Raw genomic sequence first — 21,383 nt, forward strand, 5'->3', positions numbered from 1 at the left:
CTTGGTGCGAATCAAAGGACGGCAGATGAGGGTCGAGTTCGGAAGGATCGCGTTACGCTTCTTGGGGCTGGCATCCGTGGCAGTCGTAGCCGCCGCCTCGATGGTGGATTCGGCCAATGCCAGCGAGCAGATATTCGATGAATTGCGTTTCGGGGCTTCCGCCTCGGTGCAATCGGGTCGGGCCGGGGAAGATGGCGTCTTTCCGGAGATTACCGCTCTCTTCGATCCTTTCGGATATGAGGGGGCTGTCGGCTGGCAACAACAGCTGCTGCATCCCCGCGTCCATCTCGGGACCTCGATCGGCACCTCGGGTGAAGCAACGCAATTCTTCACGGGCTTCACCTGGACGGTCGATCTCAACGAAAAGCTCTTTGCCGAAACCGGATTCGGCGGCGTCATCCACACCGGCGAGCTGGACGACAATGATGACGGCCCGGAACTCGGCTGTCGCGTTCTGTTCCACGAATATGTCGGCGCCGGTTACCGTTTCACCCGCAATTGGAACGTGATGGCCCAGATCGCCCACTCCTCTCATGCCAATCTCTGCGACGGCCCGAACGACGGCATGACGCGCGCCGGCATCCAGATCGGCTACAAGTTCTGAGCGATTGCCGCCTTTACGAGAAAAGCCTGCCCGCCCTCTGTTGAGGGTGGGCTTTTTTCTGTCGCGCGTCGCCGCTACATAAGCTAAAGACAGCGCAAAACGCGCCAGGGACTTTCCGCTCATGACCATTCCAAACACCATCCCGATCACGCCGGACCTCATTGCAAACCACGGCCTGAAGCCGGATGAGTATCAGCGCATTCTGGATCTGATCGGCCGCGAGCCGACCTTCACCGAGCTCGGCATCTTCTCGGCCATGTGGAACGAGCACTGCTCCTACAAATCCTCGAAGAAATGGCTGCGGACACTGCCGACCAAGGGGCCGCGCGTCATCCAGGGGCCCGGCGAGAATGCCGGCGTCGTCGATATCGATGACGGCGATTGCGTGGTTTTCAAGATGGAGAGCCACAATCACCCCTCCTACATCGAACCGTATCAGGGTGCTGCGACCGGCGTCGGCGGCATCCTTCGCGACGTCTTCACCATGGGCGCGCGGCCGATCGCCGCGATGAACGCGCTGCGCTTCGGTGAGCCGGATCATCCCAAGACCCGCCATCTCGTCTCCGGCGTCGTCTCCGGCGTCGGCGGCTACGGTAATTCCTTCGGCGTTCCCACCGTCGGCGGCGAAGTCGAGTTCGATGCGCGTTATAACGGCAACATCTTGGTCAACGCCTTTGCCGCCGGCATCGCGAAATCGAATGCCATCTTCCTGTCTGAAGCCAAGGGCGTCGGCCTTCCGGTCGTCTATCTCGGCGCCAAGACCGGCCGCGACGGCGTCGGCGGCGCGACGATGGCCTCGGCTGAATTTGACGAATCGATCGAGGAGAAGCGCCCGACGGTTCAGGTCGGCGATCCCTTCACCGAAAAATGCCTGCTCGAAGCCTGCCTCGAACTGATGAAGACCGGCGCCGTCATCGCTATCCAGGATATGGGTGCGGCCGGCCTCACCTGCTCGGCCGTCGAAATGGGCGCCAAGGGCGATCTCGGTATTCTTCTGGAACTCGACAAGGTGCCGGTCCGTGAAGAGCGGATGACCGCCTACGAGATGATGCTGTCGGAAAGCCAGGAGCGCATGCTCATGGTGCTGCAGCCGGAGAAGGAAGAGCAAGCCAAGGCGATCTTCGTCAAATGGGGCCTCGATTTCGCCATCGTCGGCAGGACCACCGACGACCTGCGCTTCCGCGTCATGCACCAGGGCGAAGAAGTCGCCAACCTGCCGATCAAGGATCTCGGCGACCAGGCGCCGGAATATGATCGCCCCTGGCGCGAATCCGGCAAGCCTGCGCCCCTGCCCGCCAATCTCGTCGCCGCCCCCAAGGATTACGGCCAGGCGCTGCTCCAGCTCGTCGGCTCCGCCAATCAGTCGAGCCGCCGCTGGGTTTACGAACAGTATGACACGCTGATCCAGGGCAATTCGCTGCAGCTCCCCGGCGGCGACGCCGGCGTCGTGCGCGTCGATGGCCACAAGAGCAAGGCGCTCGCCTTCTCCTCCGACGTGACGCCGCGTTATGTCGAGGCCGATCCGTTCGAGGGAGGCAAGCAGGCGGTCGCCGAATGCTGGCGCAACATCACCGCGACGGGCGCCGAGCCGCTTGCCGCCACCGACAATCTCAACTTCGGCAACCCCGAAAAGCCTGAGATCATGGGCCAGTTCGTTCAGGCGGTGAAGGGCATCGGCGAAGCATGCCGGGCGCTCGATTTCCCGATCGTCTCCGGCAACGTCTCGCTCTACAACGAGACCAATGGCGTCGCCATCCTGCCGACCCCGACGATTGCAGGCGTCGGCCTGCTGCCGGACTGGCGCAAGATGGTCCGCATCGGCAGCGCCAATGACGGCGACAAGGTGATCATGATCGGCGTGGACGGCAGCCATCTCGGTCAGTCCGTCTATCTCAGGGACCTGCTCTCCAGCCGTGAAGGGCCGGCGCCGGAAGTCGATCTCTTCGCCGAGCGCCGCAACGGCGATTTCGTCCGCTCCGTCATCCGCAACGGCCAGGCGACCGCCTGCCACGACATTTCCTCGGGCGGCCTGGCCGTCGCGCTCGCCGAAATGGCCATGGCCTCGAACAAGGGCATGAAGATCGATATGGGCGAAGGCAAGGGTGCTGCGCATGCGCTGCTCTTCGGCGAAGACCAGGCCCGTTACGTGCTGGCTGTGCCGGCCGATGTTGCCGATTTCGTCTGCGTCAATGCGGAAGGTGCCGGCGTTCCCTTCCGTCGCCTCGGCACGGTCGGTGGAGATGCACTTGATGTCGGCGATCTTATTTCACTGCCGATTCAGCAATTGCGCGATGCCCATGAATCGTGGTTCCCTGATTTCATGGAAGGCCGCGGCGAACTTGCCGCGGAATGATGCGCAAGGAGTAACATCATGGCCATGAAACCCGGCGATATCGAAGACATGATCAAGGCTGGGATTCCCGGTGCCAGGGTGACGATCCGCGATCTCGCGGGCGACGGCGATCACTACGCCGCCGAAGTCGTCGCCGAAGCCTTCCGCGGCAAGAGCCGCGTGCAGCAGCACCAGATGGTCTACGAGGCGCTGAAGGGCAACATGGGCGGCCTATTGCACGCTCTCGCTCTGCAGACATCCGCGCCGGATTGACATACCGGCTTCGGCCGGTTGAAGCTTTGAAATAAAGAGACCCGGATGGAAGGATTCCTTCCTGCCGGGTCTTTAGTTCTCTGCAAAGCGGTTCTGGATGACAAAGGTGTCCGGCCTCGTTGTGCGCCGTACTTCAACCTCCCTCATTCCTGTCCTCGGGCCTGACTCGAGGGATGTCCCAGGGATGCCGCCACCGCGCGTAACGCTCCCGATCGCCGTGAGCTGGCACGCAACCATTTAGGTCAGGCTGATTCGCTTGCCCGCTGCGGCGGATCGCTTCACGGCGTCGATAACCTTTAAGGTTTCTAGTCCCTCACGTCCGCTGACCAGCGGCGCTTCTTCCCCTCTAATGACCCTGCAAAGCTGGCGTATCTGCAGGACCAGCGGATCCTGGTTTTCGATTTTGGCGCGATGACATTCGAACGGTTCCGTCCAGCCCCTGCTGCCGGGATTGCTCCACATGTTGAGTGACGGCACCGACAGCGACCCGTGCGTGCCGCCGATCATGTAGCAGGCCTCCTCAGTTTTAGGATAGGCGGGGTTTTCGCCGGTCGTCATCTCCCAACTCCATGGCGCGACGACGGAATCCGAAACGGAAGCAGTGCCGAGAATTCCGTTTTTGAACTCGATCAGGATCACTGCGGTCTCCTCAACGGCGTTTCCGCGAACTGCGTTGGATTCGAGCGCCTGGACCGCCGTGATATCCCCGAATAAATAGCGGAGGTTGTCGATGTCGTGGATCAGATTGAGAAAGACTGGTCCCGCGCCGCGTTCGCGCCGCCAGGAAGTGTCGAAGTATTCCTCCGGTTTGAATAGCCAGAACATGGCATTCACGATCAGTATTCGCCCGAGCTTTCCGCTTTCGATAACCTGTTTAGCTTTTTGCATCATCGGATTATGTCGGCGATGATGCCCGGTCAGCAGCGGAACCCCTTTGGCCTCGGCCATCTCAACGAGCCTCTCGCCAGCGGCAATATCGTCGACGATTGGCTTCTCGATCAATGCCGGGATGCCGGCCTCTACGGCTTCAAAACCGTTTCTGACGTGGATCTGGTTGGGTGTCGCAATGATGACGCCGTCAGGGCGCGCTGCGGCGACCATCTCAGCGAAGGTCGAAAACCATTTGGCGCCGACCTCGCTGGCGATCGCCTCTCCAACCGGGCTCGGGTCGACGATAGCGACAAGCTCCGCCATCGGTTCGTCCAGCACGTGTTTGATGTGGCGCTTCCCGATAAGCCCCGCGCCGAGGACCGCCAGTTTGACCGGAGGAGTCATTTGTCAGTCCTTCGTCGTTGCCGTGAGCATCGTCGCGACGCGCCGGATTCCGAGCTGATAGCCCTCCGTACCAAGACCGGTGATGATGCCGTCGGCGCGGTGGGAAACGAAGGAATGATGACGGAAGCTTTCGCGCTTATACATGTTGGAGATATGGATCTCGATGACTGGACCTTCGAACGTGTTCAAGGCATCGAGTATCGCAAGCGACGTGTGGGTGAATGCGGCCGGATTGATGACGATACCGGCTCCGTCTTCGCGCGCTTCGTGGATCCAGTCGATGATTTCGTATTCACGGTTGCTCTGGTGGAAACGGATCTCGTGGCCGAGTTCCGAGGCCAGTTTCCGGCAGTCTGCCTCGACACCGGCCAGCGTCTCGTGACCATAGATGTGAGGCTGACGTTTGCCGAGCAAATTGAGGTTTGGGCCATTAAGAACGTAGATCAGGCTCATTGCGATTTTCCTTGTGTAAGGCGTTGCCAAGCTCAGGCGAACGCTATTTCCTGGAATGCGAAATTCGGATCGGATTCGTAAAGATCGGCCCGCAGCCCCAGCCGGCCTGCTTGCAGCGCGGGAGCTGCGACAGCGCGCGCAGCTTCGAGGACCGACTTCAACAATTCCCGCTTGGTTTCTGCCGGCCGGCCTGGCGCCATGCGCACGATTATCTGGATGAAGTGATTTTCCGGATGCTCGTCGCCGACGCAGGAGAAGGTCGCCTCCCTGGCGAAGGTCCGCACGGCAGTGGGCTTCACCAGGCCTCCGTCTCGCACCCGGTGGTGGACCGCTCTGGTCAATTCATCGATCGCCACCCGTTCGGCAGCACCCTGGCTATAGTCGATAATGATGTGCGGCAAGGCGTGTCCTCCCGGTCAGGCTGTAGCTCTACACAATTCTTCGAAGTGGCGCGACATGCGCTCCGCATCCGGTTTTACACCCGTGAACAGTTCAAAGGCCGCCGCCGCCTGGAACACCGTCATGCCGCCTCCCGGCAAGGTCCTGCACCCCTTCTTCTCTGCCAGAGCCAGAAGTTCGGTCACAAGCGGCATGTAGACGATATCGGCGACCCAGTGACGTGGGTGAAGCCATTCCGGTTCGATCGGGAGACCCGGATGACTTCGCATGCCCGTCGGCGTAGCGTGAATCAGCCCGTCGGCCGAAGCGAGCACCGCACCGACGTCTCTGATCGGTTGGGCGCAGGTTCTTGAAAAGCGTCGGTTGAGCTGATCGGCAAGTGTGGCGGCGCGATGTGCGTCCTGGTCGAAGATCGAGAGCATCCCGATGCCGAGCTTGATTGCCGCATGCGCGACGGCGACCCCTGCGCCGCCTGCCCCGAGCAGGATGGCGTGAGTTTTGGCGACACCAGCCATACCGCGCTCGAAATTCTTGTAGAATCCATACCAGTCCGTATTGTGCCCGATCCGCTCTCCGTCCCGAAGCACGACCGTGTTGACTGCTCCGAGCATCTCGGCGTCCTCGGATAGGCTTGTGAGATGAGCGATGACCGTCTGCTTGCACGGGTGCGTGATGTTGCTTCCAGCGAAGCCGCGGTCCTCAAGTTCGGCGAGCAATTCAGGCAGGGCAGAAGCGGTTAGACCGCGTTCGGCGAAATCGAAGAGTTCGTAATGGTAATCCAGCCCCAGGTGCCGCGCCTCGGTTTCGTGCAGTGCGGGAGACTTCGACATTTGGATGTCGGCCCCGATGAGACCGACGAGAAATTTTTTGTTATTCATTTCAATAACCCAATCACCTCAGTGATGTGCGAGGATCTCGCCAAGGAAAGCCTTGGTGCGCTCATGCTTCGGAGACTTGAAGAAGACCTCGGGCTCGGCCTCCTCTACGATCTCGCCGGAAGCCATGAAGATGACCCTGTCTGCAACCTGGCGGGCGAAGCCCATTTCATGGGTGACGCAGATCATGGTCATGCCGTCGCGTGCCAGTCCGATCATCGTGTCCAGCACTTCCTTGACCATTTCCGGATCGAGCGCAGATGTCGGTTCGTCGAACAGCATCGCCTTGGGTTCCATGCAAAGGGCCCTGGCAATAGCGACACGCTGCTGCTGCCCTCCGCTGAGCTGCGCGGGATACTTCTCCGCCTGATCAAGGATTCGAACCCGTTCGAGGTATTTTCTCGCCAGTCGCTCGGCGTCAGCGCGGCTCGTTCCGCGGACCCTCATGGGCGCGAGCGCGCAGTTCTGCAGAACGGTCATGTGCGGGAACAAATTGAAGTTCTGGAACACCATCCCGACTTCGCGCCGAATGGCATCAACCGCCTTGCTGGTGCCGTCGAGCAACTGCCCCTCGACGACGATCCTGCCCTCCTGAATTAGCTCGAGGGCATTGATGCAGCGGATCAACGTCGACTTGCCGGAACCCGAAGGCCCGCAGAGGACGATCTTCTCGCCTTTGCGAACCGACAGGCTGATGTTTTTCAGCGCATGGAAGGAGCCGTACCACTTCTCCACTTTTTCAAGCGATATCAATGTCGGCTGGTCGTTAGCGGAACTGAGCACGGCGCCCTCCATTTATGCTTTACTTGACGGTGAACGGGATGTTGGGAATGGATTCCGGGAACGTCGGCAGATCGATCTTCATCCACTTCTTGGTGATGGCTGCAAGTTCGCCATTAGCCTTGATCTTGTCGAGGAAGGCATTGACGGCCTCGTTCCAGTCCTTCTCGCCCAGTCGCGTTCCGACGCCATTGTAAGTCGTCAGGAAGTCGATCTTCCGCTCGTAGGTGCCTGGGCTGGCGGCATCCAGCCGCTGTCCGTAGAACATGTTGCCTCCGACGGCCTTGACCTGTCCGGAGACCAGCGCCTGAATGGTTGAAGCGTCGTCGTCGAAGCGGCGGACGGTCGCCGTCGATCCCACAGCGTCGGTAATGGCCTTGTCCTGCGAGCTGGACTTCGGCACGCCGATTTCCCACCCAGCAACATCGGCAGGCGTTTTCGCGGTGTCGGCCTTTGCCGCATAAAGCGAGATCGTGTTCGCCGCGTATGGCTTGCTGTACTGGATCGATTTGGCGCGCTCTTCCGTCATTGCCATCGTGGCGAACAGGATGTCGACCTTGCCGGTGGTCAGGGCCGGAATGCGGTTGGCGACGGCAAGCGGTTGGAACTGGACTTTAACTCCGAGTTCCCTGGCGAAAAGTGTCGCGACATCGGCATCGAACCCGTCCTGCTTGCCGCTCGTGTTGACGAAGCCCCATGGCGCGTTGTCGCCCTGAATGCCGACGACGATCGTGCCCTTGGCCTTTATCTCCTCGACGGTCGCCGCGGAAGCCGCAGCTGCGCCCACCGTGACGAAGGCGGCCGTAGCCAGGGCCATTCCAAGAAATTGTCTGCGATTGCTATGCATTACGTTCTCCTCCTCTGTGGTCTTGCTTCGGGCGAAGCAAGGTTACCGGGCAGCTTTCGCCATCCGTTTTTCGAGGCCGCTCCCGATGTGGGAAAGAGGCCAACAAATAATGAAGTAGACCATTCCGACGATCCCAAAGACGAGCAGTGGACGGTAGGTCTGGTTTGAAATGATCTGTCCGGCACGGGTAAGCTCGATAAAGCCGACGATTGCTGCGAGCGATGTGCCCTTGATCAGCTGAACGAGAAATCCGATGGTTGCAGGCATCGAAATCTTCAGCGCCTGCGGCAGGACAACGTCCTTCATCCGGGAGACGTAATGCAGCCCCAGTGCGTTCGCGGCTTCGGTCTGGCCCTTCGGAACGGCCTCGATCGAGCCGCGCCAGATCTCGCCAAGGAAGGCGCTTGCATGGAGGGTGAACGCGATGGCCACAGCGATCCATGCATTGACGTCGACGCCCAATAGCGCGACGCCGTAGTAGACGACGAAGAGCTGCATCAGGAGCGGCGTGCCCTGGAAGAGCGCTATGTAGCCCGACGATGCGTAGCGTGCGACAGGGTTCTGCGACGTGCGCACCAGAGCGATCAGGATTCCAAATACACCTCCTCCGACAAACCCGATGATGGCCAGCAGCACAGTCCACTTCAGACCCTGCAAGAGAAAGAACAGCTCGTTTTCACCGATGGGACCCATGAACGCCTCCTATCGGGTCGGGTAGTTGAAGTAGGAACGGGAGATAAGGGCGAAGATGCCCATCATCAGGCTCGAGATGAGCAGATAGATTGCGGTCACGCTGAAATAGACCTCGAAACTCCGGAAAGTGTCGGATTCGATTCGCTGCGCCGCCGAGGTCAGCTCGTAGGCGGCGATCGAAGTGCAGACCGAAGTCGTCAAGGTCAGCATCACGAACTGGCTGGTCAGGGACGGATAGATCGCCCGGAGAGCCGGCTTCAGAACGATCAGCCGGAACACATCGGTTTTATGCAGGCCTAACGCAAAGCCCGCCTCGACCTGCCCCTTGCTCACGCTTTCCACGCCGCCTCGTATGATCTCAATCGCATAGGCGCCCCCGTTGATCCCCAGCGCGATGATGGCGGTAGCGGTGGGGTTGAGACGGATACCCATGAGCGGAAGCGCGAAGTAGATGAAGAATATCTGCACCAGAAACGGTGTGTTTCGGACAATCTCGACAAAGGCAATCACCGGAGCCCGAACGAGTTTGTTCTTGGACGTTCTCGCAGCGACGCCGACAATACCGATCGCGAGCGCAAGGATCATTCCGACAACCGCCAGACCGAGCGTTCCAAGCGAACCCCACAGCAATTCCGGGGCGCGGTCGAAGACCGCACCAAAATCGAACGTATAACCCATATGTTGACTTCCTCCCTCCGACGCGGCTCACGCCTCGCCGGCGCCGGATCAGCGATCCGGCCCGAATAATCCTTCGGCGTTGTCGTACAGATGTTTCAAATGCGTCTCAGGCGGGACAGACCCTGCGAGTGGGACTTCCACCGAGATCGCCGCGGAGCTATCGACCGTTGCGACGAGTTCCTTCAACGGCAATTCGCCCTCCCCCGGTGCGAGCCGCCCACCTCTAGCTTCAGCGACCATCTCCTCTGCTGTCACCGGCGCCGGTCCAGCGACATCGCACAACTGAACGTGCTTTACCCAGCCGATCTCGGTTCGGAGCGAGGCGAGTGTGCCGCCATTCCTGAAGAAATGGACTCCGTCGACGAGGACACCGGCATTGCGGGCACCGCTCGCCTTCGCAAGATTGACGCTGTCCTGAAAGGTTTTAATCACCCGCCAACCCATGTTCTCGATGTCGACAGCTAAGCCGTACTGGCCCGCGAGGCCGCAGAAATCCGAGAAGTTCGATACCAATCTGGCTTGGTCAGCATCGTCGCCGCAGACACTGAGACGGCGCGCTCCAATGTTTGCAGCCGCAGCGATGGTGGCCTCAACCGACGAGGCCTTGAATGAGGGGTCGATTACGAAGAATTCGATATCGAAAACCTCGACGCCTTCGCCGGCAAGCACGGATTTCAGATCGCCTGCAGCCGAACCACCGACAGGCAGCTCGTAGTAAGGCGCACCAGGGAACGCCGGATTCAGCCTGAGCCCGATCCTGGAGAACCCTGCGCGGGCGGCGACCTTCGCAAATTGCACGGGAGGCAGCAATATCGATGAGAAATGCGCAACGCCAATCAGGGGCGCCGATTTCGATGTCGCGGCGGCCATCATGCGATCCCTTTCGTCGCGAGATGGTTGCGGAGATTGGTGCCGGTGCGATGGATGTGCTGGCGGAGCTTCTCACAGGCATAGTCGACATCACGCGCGACCGCTCCCTGGGCAATCTCGCTGTGCTCCTGCCCTACATTGCGGTCTCCCGATGTACGGATCAGGAAAACGCGGCGATATCGGTCATTGAGATTCAGCAGAAGACTGCAGAAGTGAAATAGCAGAGGTTTGCCACAGCCAGAGATCAAGGTGAGGTGGAATTCGCGATGAAGCGCTTCCCAGTGCTCTAGCGTTTCGGGACGCGCGGCGTCGCGCTCCGTGCGGTTAAGACGATGAAGCGCACGCATGATGTTGCCCTCCCATTCGACGTCGCCAAGACGCATGGATTCACGCAGCGCGAAAACCTCGAGCTCCTCGCGCAGGCTCGTGACCTCTTCGAGATTAGCCAGCGAGATTGGCGCGACGCGATAGCCTCTGTTGTCCTGAAACTCGACCAGGCCGTCTGAAATGAGCCGGGCTAAGCCCTCCCGCAACGGGCTTAGGCTGACGTTGAAAGTCTTCCGCGCCTTGTCGAGATTGATCTTGCTTCCCGCTTCCAGCTCACCGGAGATAATCGCCTCCCGAAGGCGCGATGCGAGTTGGCTGCCGATGGTGTTCTTGCCATCGTCGAGAAAGCCGATTGACGGCACATCTTCTGTCAACGGCCCAAGAGAGCTGTCGTCGGCCGTGTCCATTCTTCCTCCCAGCAATCCAGCGCAAGTTTCGATTATCGGTACAATAAACGATTATTCGTGTCAACCCGGACGCACCGAAAAGTATTGAGCTTCCGTGGCCGCGCCTTTAGAACGCCATTTTAATCATGATATTTCAGAGGTTTATTGCCATATTCAGGCGTATTTACATTAGCCGTCAGGATGGAATGTACAGTTACAGCTTGACAGATAATCGATTATTTTGATAGTCGAACCTCATTGGGAGGTAGCCTTATGACAATCAGAACGGAAAGCGAGTTGACGCCGGCCGTCCTCGCCGTGATGAACCGCACCGAAGATCCACGGTTGCGGGACATACTCGTCGCAATGGTGAAGCATCTCCACGCATTCGTGCGGGAAGTCAGGCTGTCGGAAGTCGAGTTTCGCGAAGCGACCGCCATCCTCAACGAAATCGGCCGGCTGCAGACCGACAGCCACAACGAATTCGTGCTCATGGCCGGATCGCTTGGCGTCTCCTCGCTTGTGTGCCTGCTCAACAACGGCGACAACGGGCAAACCGAGACTTCACAGTCGCTACTCGGGCCGTTCTGGCGGCTCAACTCTCCGCGGGTCGAAAACGGCGGAACCATCATCCGGTCGGAAACGCCGGGAACACCCTTGTTCGTCCACGCGAAGGTGGTTGATCGGGGTGGCAAGCCCATCCCGGGCGCCGAAATCGACGTATGGCACGCCTCTCCTGTCGGCCTTTACGAGAACCAGGATCCTGATCAGGCGGAAATGAACCTGCGCGGCAAGTTCACCACGGACGACGAGGGTCGGTTCTGGTTTAGAACGGTCAAGATGGTGGGCTATCCCATCCCTGTCGACGGGGTCGTAGGTCGGCTTCTCCAAGTGCAAGGCCGCCACCCTTACCGACCTGCGCATCTGCACGCCCTGATCTTCAAAGAGGGATACAAAACTCTCATCTCCCAGGTCTTCGACCCGAGCGATCCGAACATTGATTCCGATGTGCAGTTCGGCGTCACCGCGGCTTTGACAGGCGACTTTGTCCGTCATGACGAGCCGCACCCGTCCAACGCGGACGTCACTGGCCCGTGGTTCTCGCTCGACTACACCTACGTCATGGAGCCGGGCGAGGCCATCCTGCCGCGTCCCCCGATCAAGTAAGCAACCAGCAGAGCTAAATAATGATCACCGAAAAGGAACGCCAGGCCGCAGCCGACGCGCTGCTGAGGGCAGAAACTGACCGCAGACCCATCGTCCAGCCAAGTAAGACATACCCGGATCTCGAACTTGAAGACGCATATAAGATCCAGGCGCTTTGGGCGCAGGCACGGATTGCAAAGGGCGCGCGGATCGCGGGTCATAAAATCGGGCTGACATCTCGGGCGATGCAGATGGCCTCGAAAATGACCGAGCCCGACTACGGCGTCATTCTCGACGACGCCCTCTATAACGACGGCGCGCAGATCAGGGCGGAGCTGTTTATCAAGCCTCGCTTGGAAGTCGAGCTCGCCTTCGTAATGGGAGAGGATCTCGAAGGACCGAGCGCTCGGATCTATGACGTCATGCGCGCGACTGAATTTGTCGTTCCCGCGCTTGAGATCATCGACTACCGAACCGAGGTGCCCAGAGCGATCACCGATACGATCGCCGACAACGCCGCGTTCGGAGCGATCGTCGTGGGCGGCCGCATCATCCGGCCGATGGATATCGACATCCGCTGGGTCGGCGCGACGCTTTCGAAAAACGGCATCATCGAGGAATCTGGTGTTTCCGCAGCTATAATGGGGCATCCGGCCGCGGGTGTCGCCTGGCTCGTGAACAAACTCCATGCCGTCGGAGGCGGCTTGAAGAAGGGCCAGATCGTGCTTGCCGGCTCGTTCACCCGCCCCGTGGACATCGTCAAGGGCGATGTCATCCAGGCCGACTACGGTCCGGTCGGCTCCATCGGCGTCTCGTTCGTGTGAGGCGCCGATGGAACTTCCCGTCAATCACTTCAAGCGGAAACTGAGAGCCGGTGAAAGCCAGATCGGTCTCTGGTGCGGCCTTCCCGGAAGCTACGCGGCAGAAATCGTCGCGCCGTCAGGCTTCGATTGGGTGCTGTTCGATACCGAGCACTCTCCAAGCGACGTCCTCACCGTCCTGCCGCAATTGCAGGCGGTCGCGCCTTACGACGTTTCCCCGGTCGTACGCCCGGCATTCAACGATCCGGTGCTGATCAAGCGCTTTCTGGATATCGGCGTCCAGACGCTCCTCGTTCCCTATGTGCAGAACGAAGAGGAAGCGAAGGCGGCGGTCGCCGCCATACGGTATCCGCCGCACGGGGTTCGCGGGGTCTCCGCCTTGACGCGCGCCACCCGCTTCGGGCGCGTGCCGAACTACGCGCGGATTGCGGAACAGGAGATCTGCCTGCTTCTGCAGATCGAGACCCGAGAGGCACTCGGTCGGCTGGAGGCCATCGCAGCGACCGAAGGCGTCGACGGCATCTTCATCGGCCCCGCCGACCTGGCGGCTAGCTTCGGCCATCCCGGCCAACCGGGGCATCCCGAGGTGATCGCGGCGATCGAGGACGCGATCGGACGTCTGAAAATTCTTGGAAAGCCGGCAGGCATCCTCACGCCGGACGAGTCGTTCGCAGCCCGTTGCATTTCGCTCGGGACGTTGTTCACCGCCGTTGGCGTAGACGTCGCCCTCCTTGCGAGAGGATCGGAAGCGCTCGCATCTCGGTTTGCATCTTAGGGAGTTCGCGCCGATGTCGACGCGGAAGAAGGTTCTGTCCGAGATAGCGCCCGCGGGCGTAATCCGGGCCGCCGTCAACATGTCGAATGCAGCATTGGTCCATTGGGACGATCAGGCCGGCGCCTTGGTCGGTCCAAGCGCTCGGATCGGCCACCAAATTGCCGAACAGCTGGATCGCAGAGTGTCGCTGATCCAGTACGGTTCGGCCGCCGACATCCTCGCGGGTGCGGATCGCGGCGAGTGGGACATTGCTTTCATTGCCTCGGATCCCTCGAGAGCCGACCGGTTTTCCTTTTCACCTCCCTACATCTCGGTCAGAGCGACCTATTTGGTGCCGGAGGACTCAGCGTTTCGAACGGTCGGAGACGTTGATGCTGAAGGAGTGCGGATAGCCTCCGCAAGAAGCGCCGCCTATACGAAGCAGCTCGAACGTATCCTTGAAGAAGCCACTGTCTCGCTTACTGACAGCCCGGCAGCTGCCATCGATCTCCTTGTCGGGTCGCAATGCGACGCGGCTGCGGGATTGACCGAATTCCTCGTTCGGACGTCGGAGCGGATTTCCGGCTTCCGACTGGTGGAGGGAGCGTTCTCCGAAATTCCCCAGACGATCGCCGTGCACCGAAGATCCATTTATGCCTCGGCCTTCTTTGCGGACTTCGTACGGCGTCTGGACGAAACTGCTGCGGGAGACGTTCACATGGCCGGCGACGGTGAAGAGAATCTCCCATGATGGCGGCATGCGGAAATGGGTCGAGCTCCTTCACGGAGCAATTCAACACAACCACGTCCCCCTCAGTCTACGCTGCCGACGGAACCCAGCCCTCAAGTCGGCAGCTTGTTCTGATCCGGAGATGCAAAGACCGACGCCGGCATCGGACCTGACGTCATCAGCGTGAAATCAAAGGGTGCCTTGAGATCTGGCCCCAGCACATATTGCCGGTGGACGCGCAGCTGGTCCTTGCGGATCTTCCGGTAGTGCTCGCCCGTCAGCATCTGCTTGACGCGGATAAGAAGGATCTTCGCCGGAGGCGCGTCCGCATGGCCTGCGACGGCAACGACCGGCACCTTGTAGAAATTGATCGAATCCGTCAGGCATTGAACGTCAAGCCAGGAGATCTCCGGGCAGCGGGCGATCAGGCCGACGCGGGCGCGAAGCAATGTTGCCGATGACAGCAGGGCGCATTGCAGAATGGCGCTGCCGAGCGTGGCAAACACGACGCGCCTGCCCTTGAAAATCTCCGGCTCCCTTTCAAGCAATATGCCGATGACATGGGCGGCGACGCTCGATCCCATGCTGTGCGAGGAGATCACGTACTCGTCCGCCTCCTCGGCGAGAGACTTGCGCACCGCAGTCGCCCGCTCTTCCAGCCAGTCGTTGAAGTCGGCCCGATCCATACGGCCGAGCGCCACTGCCATTTCCCAATCGGCAAAAAGGTGCAGCGTATGGAAGCGCTCGGAAAAAGGCAGGAAGGCGAAGATGAAGAAGCAGAGCGCCAGTGGCCCGCTCCAGAGCACGTGCCAGGCGGAGAAGCCGAGACAAAAGGGCAGGATAACCATCTCGGCGGTCAGCGCGATTGCCAGCGCCGTCAGCAGGAACGGAAAGAGGAAGAACAGGCCGAAACGCCACGCATGCCTGAAATATCCCCGCATGCCACCTTCAAGCATGATCTCGGCGCAGCTCCGAAAGCCTGCAATGATCCGGCTCAGCATGTTGCGCCCACGCAGCCTGCGCACGAGCATGTCGTGATCAACCATGTGGATCCGGCTCATCGTCCACCAGCCGGCGGAACCGGTCTCCGCGGCAGACGCCGTTTCGCGCGTTCCTGCGCTGCCCGTCGTGACCTCGAAGCTGAGAGGATCGCTTCCCGCCTCCGGCGCGCCGGTTTCGACGGAGTAGCCCCAGGCGGCCGCACTCTGTCTGGCGGAGCGTTCGTACCGCGCCCTATGGGCAAGACCGTCGAGCGGCTCGAAGCCCGGGAAATGCAGGACGACCCGCTTCTTTATCAATGTCATTCCGCTGTTCCGGCCGGGCAAATAGCCGGCATATTGCTGCAAACCACCTGCTGGCCGCCGATATAGCGAAAAAGCAGGTATGATTTCAAAGCCGTCTTGCTAACCGAACTCATCCGGAATTCAATAGCGAGCACGTCGTTTTTCAAAGCGAACGGAGGGGTTTTGTGGCCGATCTTGTAAAAGAACTGATATCGGGTGTCGTCGACAGCGTGCTGAAGGAAATCCTGAAGAAGACCACCGGTCGCGTCACGACGAAGCGCAGGAGGCGCAAGGCCCGCCCCGCCGCGACGACGACGGCTGGCCGGAAGACGGCCACGGCCAAGCGCAAGCGCGCCCGCAAACAGGTCAGCAAGCGCCGCACCGCCGCCGGCCGCAGCCGTCAGCGTGGCGTCTGAGGCGCGAAGCAGACTTCCGACCGTAACGCGACGGCAACAATCGCAAAGTGGTCTGACCGGATAGTCTTTTTTTGGCTGCGGCGGCTGGAATTCCTGCTGTCACATGCTATCTAAGGGAAACGATTGAAACGGCGGGCCTTTAACTCGCCTGTTGAAAGGATCAAGTCCCATGAGCGGCATTCACGAATTCATCGACAACGAAATCAAGAGCAACGACGTCGTCCTCTTCATGAAGGGCACGCCGCAGTTTCCGCAGTGCGGGTTCTCCGGCCAGGTCGTGCAGATTCTCGATTACATCGGAGTCGACTACAAGGGCATCAATGTGCTCGCCGATTCGGAAATCCGCCAGGGCATCAAGGATTATTCCAACTGGCCGACGATCCCGCAGCTCTACATAAAGGGCGAGTTCGTCGGTGGCTGCGACATCGTCCGGGAAATGTTCCAGGCTGGCGAGCTGCAGCAGCATCTCCAGGAAAATGGCATCACCGTGCGCGGCGCCGCCTGACCTGACCGGTCACCGGGCGTCCGCCCGGTTTCCAAATCTGTTTCTCGAGTCCGAGGCGCTGCGGTGAGCAGCGCCTTGGCCTGTTTATGGGAATTTCATTGTGACAGATTCATTACAAGCCGTGTCCGCGGGCCGCCTGCCCATGGGCAAGCGTGAGTTCATCGCGCTTGCCGCCTTCCTGATGGCCATCAACTCGCTTGCCATCGACATCATGCTCCCGGCCCTGCAGCAGATCGGCGCGAGCCTCGGCGTCGAAAGCGAGAATCACCGGCAGTTCGTCGTCTCGTCCTATCTGCTCGGTTTCGGCTGCGCCCAGCTGTTCTACGGTCCGCTCTCCGACCGTTTCGGCCGTCGCACACCGCTGCTGATCGGTCTCGTCGTCTATATCGTGTCCGCCATCGGAATCGTTTTCGTTCCCTCCTTCGCCGGGCTGCTGGTGCTGCGCTTCATCCAGGGCGTCGGCTCGGCCGCCACCCGCGTCATCACCATCTCCATCGTCCGCGACATCTATGGCGGCCGGCAGATGGCGGAAGTCATGTCGCTCATCATGATGGTCTTCATGATCGTGCCGGTCATTGCGCCGGGTACCGGCCAGGTCGTCATGTTCTTCGGCAACTGGCACCTGATCTTCCTCTTCATCGCAACAATGGCAACGGCGATCGGCGTCTGGGCCTATGTCCGCCTGCCGGAAACCCTGCATCCGCAGAATGTCCGCCCCTTCACCGCCCGCGCGATCTTCGGCGCCTTCAAGCTGGTGCTGACCAACCGCGTGGCGCTCTGCTACACCATCGCCAGCACCTTCATCTTCGGCGCGCTATTCGGCTTCATCAACTCCGCCCAGCAGATCTATGTCGGCATCTACGGCCTCGGCGTCTATTTCCCGTTCGCCTTTGCCGGCGTGGCGATCTTCATGTCGCTGTCGTCCTTCTTCAATTCCCGTTTTGTCGGCAAGCTCGGCATGCGCCGCCTGTCACACGGCTCACTCCTCGGCTTCATCGCCATCAACACCATCTGGCTGATCGTCCAGACGGCAAGCTCCGAGCCGATGCCGTTTGCGCTGTTTATCTCCTTCTTTGGCCTCGCCATGTTCCAGTTCGGCTGGATCGGCTCGAACTTCAATTCGCTTGCCATGGAGCCGCTCGGGCACGTCGCCGGCACCGCCTCCTCCGTTCTCGGCTTCATGAGCACGGTCGGCGGCTCCCTTATCGGCGCCGGCATCGGCCAGGCCTTCGACGACACGGCGCTGCCGATGGTGGCCGGTTATTTTGCCGTATCGATCGTCGGGCTCGTCTTCGTGCTGATTGCTGAAAAGGGCCGCCTCTTCCATCAGCACAACCCGGCCGTTTGAATGGCCGGTCCCTTCCGCATCCAGGATTTCACCACATGACGCCGCCGCATAAACCGCACCAGGAAAACCAGGGTTCCCGCCGCATCGGCATGGGCTTCGGCGAATTCGTCGTCACCATCGCCATCATGACCGCCAGCATTGCTATGGCAATCGACAGCATGCTGCCGGCATTGCCCAATATCGGCCATTCCCTCGGCGTTACCAACACCAACGATGCCCAGCTCATCATCGGCGTGTTCTTCCTCGGCTTCGGCGTCTCGCAGATATTCTTCGGCAGCCTTTCCGACACATTCGGCCGCCGCAATATCCTGCTCGGTGGCCTCGCCTGCTATGTGGTCGCGATGTTTGCCGCTGCCGCAACAGCGAGCTTCGAAATGCTGCTCCTCATGCGCTTCGTTCAGGGCGTGGGCGGCGCGGCCGTGCGCATCACCACCATGGCCATCGTCCGCGACTGCTTCGGCGGCCGCGAAATGGCCCGCGTCATGTCCTATGTCATGATCGTCTTCATGATCGTGCCGATCGTCGCCCCTTCGGTCGGCCAGCTCATCATTCTCTATGCCAACTGGCACTGGATCTTCATCCTGCTCGGCGCCGTCGCCAGCATCCTGTTCGTCTGGGCTCTTCTGCGGCTGAAGGAATCGCTTCCTCCGGCAGAACGCCTGCCGCTGTCGGTCGGCTCGGTCGCGGACGGCCTCAGGACCGTGCTGACCAACCGCATCACCTGCGGCTACATGATCGGTCTGACCATGTTCACCGGCGTCATCAGCGCCTATGTGATTTCCGTGCAGCAGGTGTTCGGCGAGGTCTATGGCCTCGGTGACTGGCTGCCGATCGCCTTTGCGGCGACCGCCGGCGGCATTGCCGTCGCCAATTTCGCCAACGGCTTCTTCGTCCGCAAATTCGGCATGCGCCGGATCTCGCATGCCGCCCTGCTGATCTTCACGGCACTGTCGGCTCTCGGCTTCGTCATCGCCTTGGCGGGCACGCCGGATTTCACCACCGCCTATAGCATCTTCACTATCGTTCTGATGATGTTTGCGGTGATCGCCACCAATTTCACCGCCATCAGCCTCGAACCGATGGGCAATCTCGCCGGCACGGCGACCGCCATCACCGGCTTCGTCTCGACGACCTTCGGCGCTATTCTCGGCGGCCTGGTCGGCCAGATGTTCAACGGCACGGTGCAGCCGCTCTTCGGCGGATTCGCGCTGTTCGGTCTGGTGACGATCGCAGCCACGCTGTGGGCTGAGAACGGCAAGCTCTTCACCCATCCCGGCGACAGTCCGCAGCTCGATCCGGGCGCCGCCCATTTCTGAGGCAGGTGAACCGGATCAATTCAAGGCGGTCTTGATGGACGAGCGAATTCTGATCAGGCCTTATGCGCCGGGTGACGTGGACGCCACAATCGAGATTTTTCTGCGCTCCATCCGGGAAGTCTCGTCGAAAGACTATTCCGCCGCCGAGATCGAAGCTTGGGCGAAGGTGGAAGATCGCAGCCTATGGGCAAAGCGAAGGATGAGCAGACCGGCCTGGATGGCAGAGATCGCCGGAAACCCTGTGGGTTTTTCAGATCTCACCAGCGATGGGTGCGTCGACATGATGTTCGTGCACCCTGGCTGTCAAGGGGTCGGCGCAGCAACCCGCCTATTGGGCCGGGTCGAAGAAGAGGCTCTCAGGCTGGGGTTTCGCCGAATACATACGGAAGCAAGCAGAACTGCTCGCTCGTTCTTTGAACGCAAAGGATTTCGCGTGATAACCCGGCAAATCGTCGAGAAGCGCGGACAGGGCCTGGAAAACTTCCTGATGGAAAAATTCTACGCCTGAATTGTCATTTGCGACCGGCTTTGCGACGGCCGGTCGCATAGATTTAGATGGTAACGACCTCACGCCGTAGCGTATCCCACGATGCCTTGTCGGGCGCAATCAGCAGTCCACCGTCGAGATGCTGCGGCAGGTAGGGCGAGCCGTCGAAGCGGGCGGCATACGCGCCGGCCTCCTGCGAGATCAGCGTGCCGGCAAGATGATCCCAAGGCATCAGCTTGTTGTACATCAGGTAATGGACGTGCCCGCCGGCAAGGGTGCGGTATTCGTGGGCAGCACAGCGGTAGTTGGTGAGGAAACGCACCTTGGCGAGATTGCCAAGGACCTCGGCACGCTTCGCCACCGGCAGGTAGCCGGTCGAAGCCATGCCAACCATCTGGTCGAGCGCGACAGGGTCGGCGACCTGCAGCCGCTGCGCCTCGCCATCCGGCCTGCGCAGCCAGGCACCACCGCCCTTCTCCGCCATCACCCAGTCGTCGCCCATCGGATCGTAGATAATGCCGGCAATGGTCTCGCCGCCTGAAATGACCGAGGCCATGACGCCGAAGGCCGGGATGCCGGCGGCGAAGTTGAACGTTCCGTCGACCGGATCGACTACGATCGCGAGATCGGCATCGGCAAGCCTGCCAAGCAGGGTCGGATCGGCCGCGACCGACTCTTCCCCGAGGAACAGCGCGTCCGGCCAGCGCCGTTGCGCTTCCGCTTTGATCATCCGCTCGGCCTGCTCGTCGGCCTCGGTGACAAGATCGGTTGCCTCGCTCTTGGCGCGCACTTCATCCCGACCGAGCCGGCGGAAGCGCGGCAGGATCTCGGCCTTCGCCGCGCGGCGCAAGAGATCGGCAAGAGCGGTCACGTCAACGCTTGTTGTCATATCAAATCCTCTCACTTCGGCCGAGGCCTTATATCAGATGCCGACGATCTCGCGCCTGATCAGCTGCCAGCTTTCCTTGTCAGGCGCAGAGATGATGCCGCCGACCGTCTCGCCCGGACGATAGGGCGTGCCATCGAATTTCGCCGTGTGGCCGCCCGCCTCCTGATGCGCGAGCACGCCCGCCAGGTGATCCCAGGGCATCAGCTTCGCGTGCCCGATGAAATGCATCTTGCCAGACGCGACCATCCAATATTCATAGGCCGAGCAGTTGAAAGCGAAGGTCATACGCGCCTTTGCCATGTTGGCGCAGATGCGCGAGCGATCGGGCTCTTCCATATGGCCCCACGACATGCCGCCGACCATCTGGTTCAAGGCGGCAGGCTCAGCCACCGTCAACCTGCTCGATTGCCCGTCCTGGCGCGTCAGAAAGGCGCCCGCCCCCTTGATCGCCGTCACCGTGTCGCCGAGAGCGGGATCGTGAATGATGCCGGCGACGGTCTCGCCCCTGACGGTAACCGCAAGCATCGTTCCGAAAACGGGAAGTCCGGCGGCAAAATTGAACGTGCCGTCGACAGGATCGATGACAAAGGCAAGCTCGGCATCGGCAAGCGCCGGCACCACCGATTTATCGGCGTCATAGGCTTCTTCGCCGACGACGAGTGCAGAGGAAAAGCGCTCTTTCAGGGCCGCGGTGATCCGGTGTTCGGCAAGCAGATCCGCCTGCGTCACCAGATCGGTTGCCGAGGTTTTTTCCGAAACATCCGTGTCGCCGAGGTTGCGAAAACGCGGCATGATCTCCGCACGCGCCGCCTCCTTTACGCATTCGCCGAGAAAGAGAATATCCTGATCTGAAATAGTCATGCGAATTGCTGTCCTTCATGCAAAGAGCCAGCCTG

The 21,383-nt window shown here is 60.5% G+C and carries 25 protein-coding genes; 12 read left to right on the forward strand and 13 right to left on the reverse strand.

Going from position 1 to position 21,383, the window contains the following annotated elements:
* Positions 1 to 25: 25 nt before the first annotated feature.
* The 3 genes from HJB91_RS20095 to HJB91_RS20105 all read left to right on the forward strand — a co-directional run bounded on the left by HJB91_RS20095 (position 26) and on the right by HJB91_RS20105 (position 3,209).
* Entirely contained in the window at positions 26 to 604 is a 579-nt protein-coding gene (locus HJB91_RS20095; RefSeq protein WP_221124332.1) for an acyloxyacyl hydrolase, read from the forward strand.
* A 121-nt stretch (positions 605 to 725) separates the two neighbouring features.
* A complete protein-coding gene (purL, locus tag HJB91_RS20100; RefSeq protein WP_221155788.1) occupies positions 726 to 2,957 on the forward strand; it encodes a phosphoribosylformylglycinamidine synthase subunit PurL in 2,232 nt (743 codons plus the stop codon).
* 18 nt (positions 2,958 to 2,975) lie between these two features.
* Positions 2,976 to 3,209: a BolA/IbaG family iron-sulfur metabolism protein gene (locus HJB91_RS20105; protein ID WP_210631156.1), complete on the forward strand. Its 234-nt coding sequence runs from the start codon at positions 2,976 to 2,978 to the stop codon at positions 3,207 to 3,209.
* 237 nt (positions 3,210 to 3,446) lie between these two features.
* On the opposite strand, the gene HJB91_RS20110 is transcribed toward HJB91_RS20105, so the two are convergent.
* The 10 genes from HJB91_RS20110 to HJB91_RS20155 are packed head-to-tail and all read right to left on the reverse strand — an operon-like array spanning position 3,447 to position 10,813.
* Positions 3,447 to 4,484 (reverse strand): Gfo/Idh/MocA family protein, encoded by a 1,038-nt coding sequence (locus tag HJB91_RS20110; protein ID WP_210631155.1) that lies wholly within the window; start codon positions 4,482 to 4,484, stop codon positions 3,447 to 3,449.
* A 3-nt stretch (positions 4,485 to 4,487) separates the two neighbouring features.
* Positions 4,488 to 4,937, reverse strand: coding sequence for a type II 3-dehydroquinate dehydratase (gene aroQ / locus HJB91_RS20115; protein ID WP_210631154.1), 450 nt, complete (start codon positions 4,935 to 4,937; stop codon positions 4,488 to 4,490).
* 32 nt (positions 4,938 to 4,969) lie between these two features.
* Entirely contained in the window at positions 4,970 to 5,338 is a 369-nt protein-coding gene (locus tag HJB91_RS20120) for a 5-carboxymethyl-2-hydroxymuconate Delta-isomerase (RefSeq protein ID WP_210631153.1), read from the reverse strand.
* A 15-nt stretch (positions 5,339 to 5,353) separates the two neighbouring features.
* The gene (locus HJB91_RS20125) at positions 5,354 to 6,214 is read right to left on the reverse strand and encodes a shikimate dehydrogenase (protein ID WP_210631152.1); all 861 of its coding nucleotides are present in this window, start codon (positions 6,212 to 6,214) and stop codon (positions 5,354 to 5,356) included.
* 18 nt (positions 6,215 to 6,232) lie between these two features.
* On the reverse strand, positions 6,233 to 7,006 hold the full coding sequence (locus tag HJB91_RS20130; protein WP_282615049.1) for an amino acid ABC transporter ATP-binding protein: 774 nt from the start codon (positions 7,004 to 7,006) through the stop codon (positions 6,233 to 6,235).
* Between the two features lie 7 nt (positions 7,007 to 7,013).
* Positions 7,014 to 7,838, reverse strand: a complete 825-nt coding sequence (locus tag HJB91_RS20135; RefSeq protein WP_210631151.1) for a transporter substrate-binding domain-containing protein — start codon at positions 7,836 to 7,838, stop codon at positions 7,014 to 7,016.
* A gap of 42 nt (positions 7,839 to 7,880) precedes the next feature.
* A complete protein-coding gene (locus HJB91_RS20140) occupies positions 7,881 to 8,531 on the reverse strand; it encodes an amino acid ABC transporter permease (RefSeq protein ID WP_210631150.1) in 651 nt (216 codons plus the stop codon).
* 9 nt (positions 8,532 to 8,540) lie between these two features.
* Positions 8,541 to 9,209: an amino acid ABC transporter permease gene (locus HJB91_RS20145; protein WP_210631149.1), complete on the reverse strand. Its 669-nt coding sequence runs from the start codon at positions 9,207 to 9,209 to the stop codon at positions 8,541 to 8,543.
* Between the two features lie 48 nt (positions 9,210 to 9,257).
* Positions 9,258 to 10,079 carry a sugar phosphate isomerase/epimerase gene (locus HJB91_RS20150; protein WP_221147630.1) on the reverse strand — a complete coding sequence of 274 codons (822 nt, stop codon included), beginning with the start codon at positions 10,077 to 10,079 and terminating at the stop codon, positions 9,258 to 9,260.
* Positions 10,079 to 10,813 carry a GntR family transcriptional regulator gene (locus HJB91_RS20155; RefSeq protein ID WP_210631147.1) on the reverse strand — a complete coding sequence of 245 codons (735 nt, stop codon included), beginning with the start codon at positions 10,811 to 10,813 and terminating at the stop codon, positions 10,079 to 10,081. The genes HJB91_RS20150 and HJB91_RS20155 overlap by 1 nt, the downstream gene beginning before the upstream one ends.
* A gap of 252 nt (positions 10,814 to 11,065) precedes the next feature.
* Here HJB91_RS20155 and HJB91_RS20160 point away from each other — a divergent pair, with 252 nt between their 5' ends.
* From HJB91_RS20160 to HJB91_RS20175, 4 genes are read left to right on the forward strand one after another with little or no spacing between them, the layout of a single operon-like run.
* Entirely contained in the window at positions 11,066 to 11,959 is an 894-nt protein-coding gene (locus tag HJB91_RS20160) for a dioxygenase (RefSeq protein WP_210631146.1), read from the forward strand.
* Between the two features lie 20 nt (positions 11,960 to 11,979).
* Positions 11,980 to 12,762, forward strand: coding sequence for a 2-oxo-hept-4-ene-1,7-dioate hydratase (gene hpaH / locus HJB91_RS20165; RefSeq protein ID WP_210631145.1), 783 nt, complete (start codon positions 11,980 to 11,982; stop codon positions 12,760 to 12,762).
* A gap of 7 nt (positions 12,763 to 12,769) precedes the next feature.
* A complete protein-coding gene (gene hpaI, locus HJB91_RS20170; RefSeq protein WP_210631144.1) occupies positions 12,770 to 13,534 on the forward strand; it encodes a 4-hydroxy-2-oxoheptanedioate aldolase in 765 nt (254 codons plus the stop codon).
* Between the two features lie 13 nt (positions 13,535 to 13,547).
* The gene (locus HJB91_RS20175; RefSeq protein WP_221155789.1) at positions 13,548 to 14,264 is read left to right on the forward strand and encodes a transporter substrate-binding domain-containing protein; all 717 of its coding nucleotides are present in this window, start codon (positions 13,548 to 13,550) and stop codon (positions 14,262 to 14,264) included.
* A 92-nt stretch (positions 14,265 to 14,356) separates the two neighbouring features.
* On the opposite strand, the gene HJB91_RS20180 is transcribed toward HJB91_RS20175, so the two are convergent.
* Positions 14,357 to 15,547: a hypothetical protein gene (locus tag HJB91_RS20180; protein ID WP_210631142.1), complete on the reverse strand. Its 1,191-nt coding sequence runs from the start codon at positions 15,545 to 15,547 to the stop codon at positions 14,357 to 14,359.
* Positions 15,548 to 15,711: 164 nt separating this feature from the next.
* On the opposite strand from HJB91_RS20180, the gene HJB91_RS20185 reads away from it, so the two are divergent.
* The 5 genes from HJB91_RS20185 (at position 15,712) to HJB91_RS20205 (ending at position 19,619) form a co-directional block, all read left to right on the forward strand.
* Positions 15,712 to 15,942, forward strand: coding sequence for a hypothetical protein (locus tag HJB91_RS20185; protein WP_210631141.1), 231 nt, complete (start codon positions 15,712 to 15,714; stop codon positions 15,940 to 15,942).
* Between the two features lie 169 nt (positions 15,943 to 16,111).
* The gene (grxD, locus tag HJB91_RS20190; RefSeq protein ID WP_210631140.1) at positions 16,112 to 16,447 is read left to right on the forward strand and encodes a Grx4 family monothiol glutaredoxin; all 336 of its coding nucleotides are present in this window, start codon (positions 16,112 to 16,114) and stop codon (positions 16,445 to 16,447) included.
* 142 nt (positions 16,448 to 16,589) lie between these two features.
* Positions 16,590 to 17,795: a multidrug effflux MFS transporter gene (locus HJB91_RS20195; RefSeq protein ID WP_221155836.1), complete on the forward strand. Its 1,206-nt coding sequence runs from the start codon at positions 16,590 to 16,592 to the stop codon at positions 17,793 to 17,795.
* 35 nt (positions 17,796 to 17,830) lie between these two features.
* A complete protein-coding gene (locus tag HJB91_RS20200; RefSeq protein WP_210631139.1) occupies positions 17,831 to 19,111 on the forward strand; it encodes a multidrug effflux MFS transporter in 1,281 nt (426 codons plus the stop codon).
* A 34-nt stretch (positions 19,112 to 19,145) separates the two neighbouring features.
* On the forward strand, positions 19,146 to 19,619 hold the full coding sequence (locus HJB91_RS20205; RefSeq protein WP_221123376.1) for a GNAT family N-acetyltransferase: 474 nt from the start codon (positions 19,146 to 19,148) through the stop codon (positions 19,617 to 19,619).
* Between the two features lie 43 nt (positions 19,620 to 19,662).
* Here the strand turns inward: HJB91_RS20205 and HJB91_RS20210 are convergent, their stop codons facing one another.
* On the reverse strand, positions 19,663 to 20,487 hold the full coding sequence (locus HJB91_RS20210) for an inositol monophosphatase family protein (protein WP_221123377.1): 825 nt from the start codon (positions 20,485 to 20,487) through the stop codon (positions 19,663 to 19,665).
* Positions 20,488 to 20,520: 33 nt separating this feature from the next.
* The gene (locus HJB91_RS20215) at positions 20,521 to 21,348 is read right to left on the reverse strand and encodes an inositol monophosphatase family protein (protein ID WP_210631136.1); all 828 of its coding nucleotides are present in this window, start codon (positions 21,346 to 21,348) and stop codon (positions 20,521 to 20,523) included.
* Positions 21,349 to 21,383 lie beyond the last annotated feature (35 nt).

The organism is Rhizobium sp. NLR10b (assembly GCF_019685435.1).
Classification (GTDB): domain Bacteria; phylum Pseudomonadota; class Alphaproteobacteria; order Rhizobiales; family Rhizobiaceae; genus Rhizobium.

Coding starts and splice junctions, on each gene's coding strand:
- HJB91_RS20160 (WP_210631146.1), top strand. CDS start 11,066: ATGACAATCAGAACGGAAAGCGAGTTGACGCCGGCCGTCCTCGCCGTG.
- grxD (WP_210631140.1), top strand. CDS start 16,112: ATGAGCGGCATTCACGAATTCATCGACAACGAAATCAAGAGCAACGAC.
- HJB91_RS20180 (WP_210631142.1), bottom strand. CDS start 15,547: ATGACATTGATAAAGAAGCGGGTCGTCCTGCATTTCCCGGGCTTCGAG.
- HJB91_RS20215 (WP_210631136.1), bottom strand. CDS start 21,348: ATGACTATTTCAGATCAGGATATTCTCTTTCTCGGCGAATGCGTAAAG.
- hpaI (WP_210631144.1), top strand. CDS start 12,770: ATGGAACTTCCCGTCAATCACTTCAAGCGGAAACTGAGAGCCGGTGAA.
- HJB91_RS20140 (WP_210631150.1), bottom strand. CDS start 8,531: ATGGGTCCCATCGGTGAAAACGAGCTGTTCTTTCTCTTGCAGGGTCTG.
- hpaH (WP_210631145.1), top strand. CDS start 11,980: ATGATCACCGAAAAGGAACGCCAGGCCGCAGCCGACGCGCTGCTGAGG.
- HJB91_RS20155 (WP_210631147.1), bottom strand. CDS start 10,813: ATGGACACGGCCGACGACAGCTCTCTTGGGCCGTTGACAGAAGATGTG.
- HJB91_RS20110 (WP_210631155.1), bottom strand. CDS start 4,484: ATGACTCCTCCGGTCAAACTGGCGGTCCTCGGCGCGGGGCTTATCGGG.
- HJB91_RS20130 (WP_282615049.1), bottom strand. CDS start 7,006: ATGGAGGGCGCCGTGCTCAGTTCCGCTAACGACCAGCCGACATTGATA.
- HJB91_RS20135 (WP_210631151.1), bottom strand. CDS start 7,838: ATGCATAGCAATCGCAGACAATTTCTTGGAATGGCCCTGGCTACGGCC.
- HJB91_RS20150 (WP_221147630.1), bottom strand. CDS start 10,079: ATGGCCGCCGCGACATCGAAATCGGCGCCCCTGATTGGCGTTGCGCAT.
- HJB91_RS20125 (WP_210631152.1), bottom strand. CDS start 6,214: ATGAATAACAAAAAATTTCTCGTCGGTCTCATCGGGGCCGACATCCAA.
- aroQ (WP_210631154.1), bottom strand. CDS start 4,937: ATGAGCCTGATCTACGTTCTTAATGGCCCAAACCTCAATTTGCTCGGC.
- HJB91_RS20205 (WP_221123376.1), top strand. CDS start 19,146: ATGGACGAGCGAATTCTGATCAGGCCTTATGCGCCGGGTGACGTGGAC.
- HJB91_RS20210 (WP_221123377.1), bottom strand. CDS start 20,487: ATGACAACAAGCGTTGACGTGACCGCTCTTGCCGATCTCTTGCGCCGC.
- HJB91_RS20200 (WP_210631139.1), top strand. CDS start 17,831: ATGACGCCGCCGCATAAACCGCACCAGGAAAACCAGGGTTCCCGCCGC.
- HJB91_RS20145 (WP_210631149.1), bottom strand. CDS start 9,209: ATGGGTTATACGTTCGATTTTGGTGCGGTCTTCGACCGCGCCCCGGAA.
- HJB91_RS20195 (WP_221155836.1), top strand. CDS start 16,590: ATGGGCAAGCGTGAGTTCATCGCGCTTGCCGCCTTCCTGATGGCCATC.
- HJB91_RS20175 (WP_221155789.1), top strand. CDS start 13,548: ATGTCGACGCGGAAGAAGGTTCTGTCCGAGATAGCGCCCGCGGGCGTA.
- HJB91_RS20095 (WP_221124332.1), top strand. CDS start 26: ATGAGGGTCGAGTTCGGAAGGATCGCGTTACGCTTCTTGGGGCTGGCA.
- purL (WP_221155788.1), top strand. CDS start 726: ATGACCATTCCAAACACCATCCCGATCACGCCGGACCTCATTGCAAAC.
- HJB91_RS20105 (WP_210631156.1), top strand. CDS start 2,976: ATGGCCATGAAACCCGGCGATATCGAAGACATGATCAAGGCTGGGATT.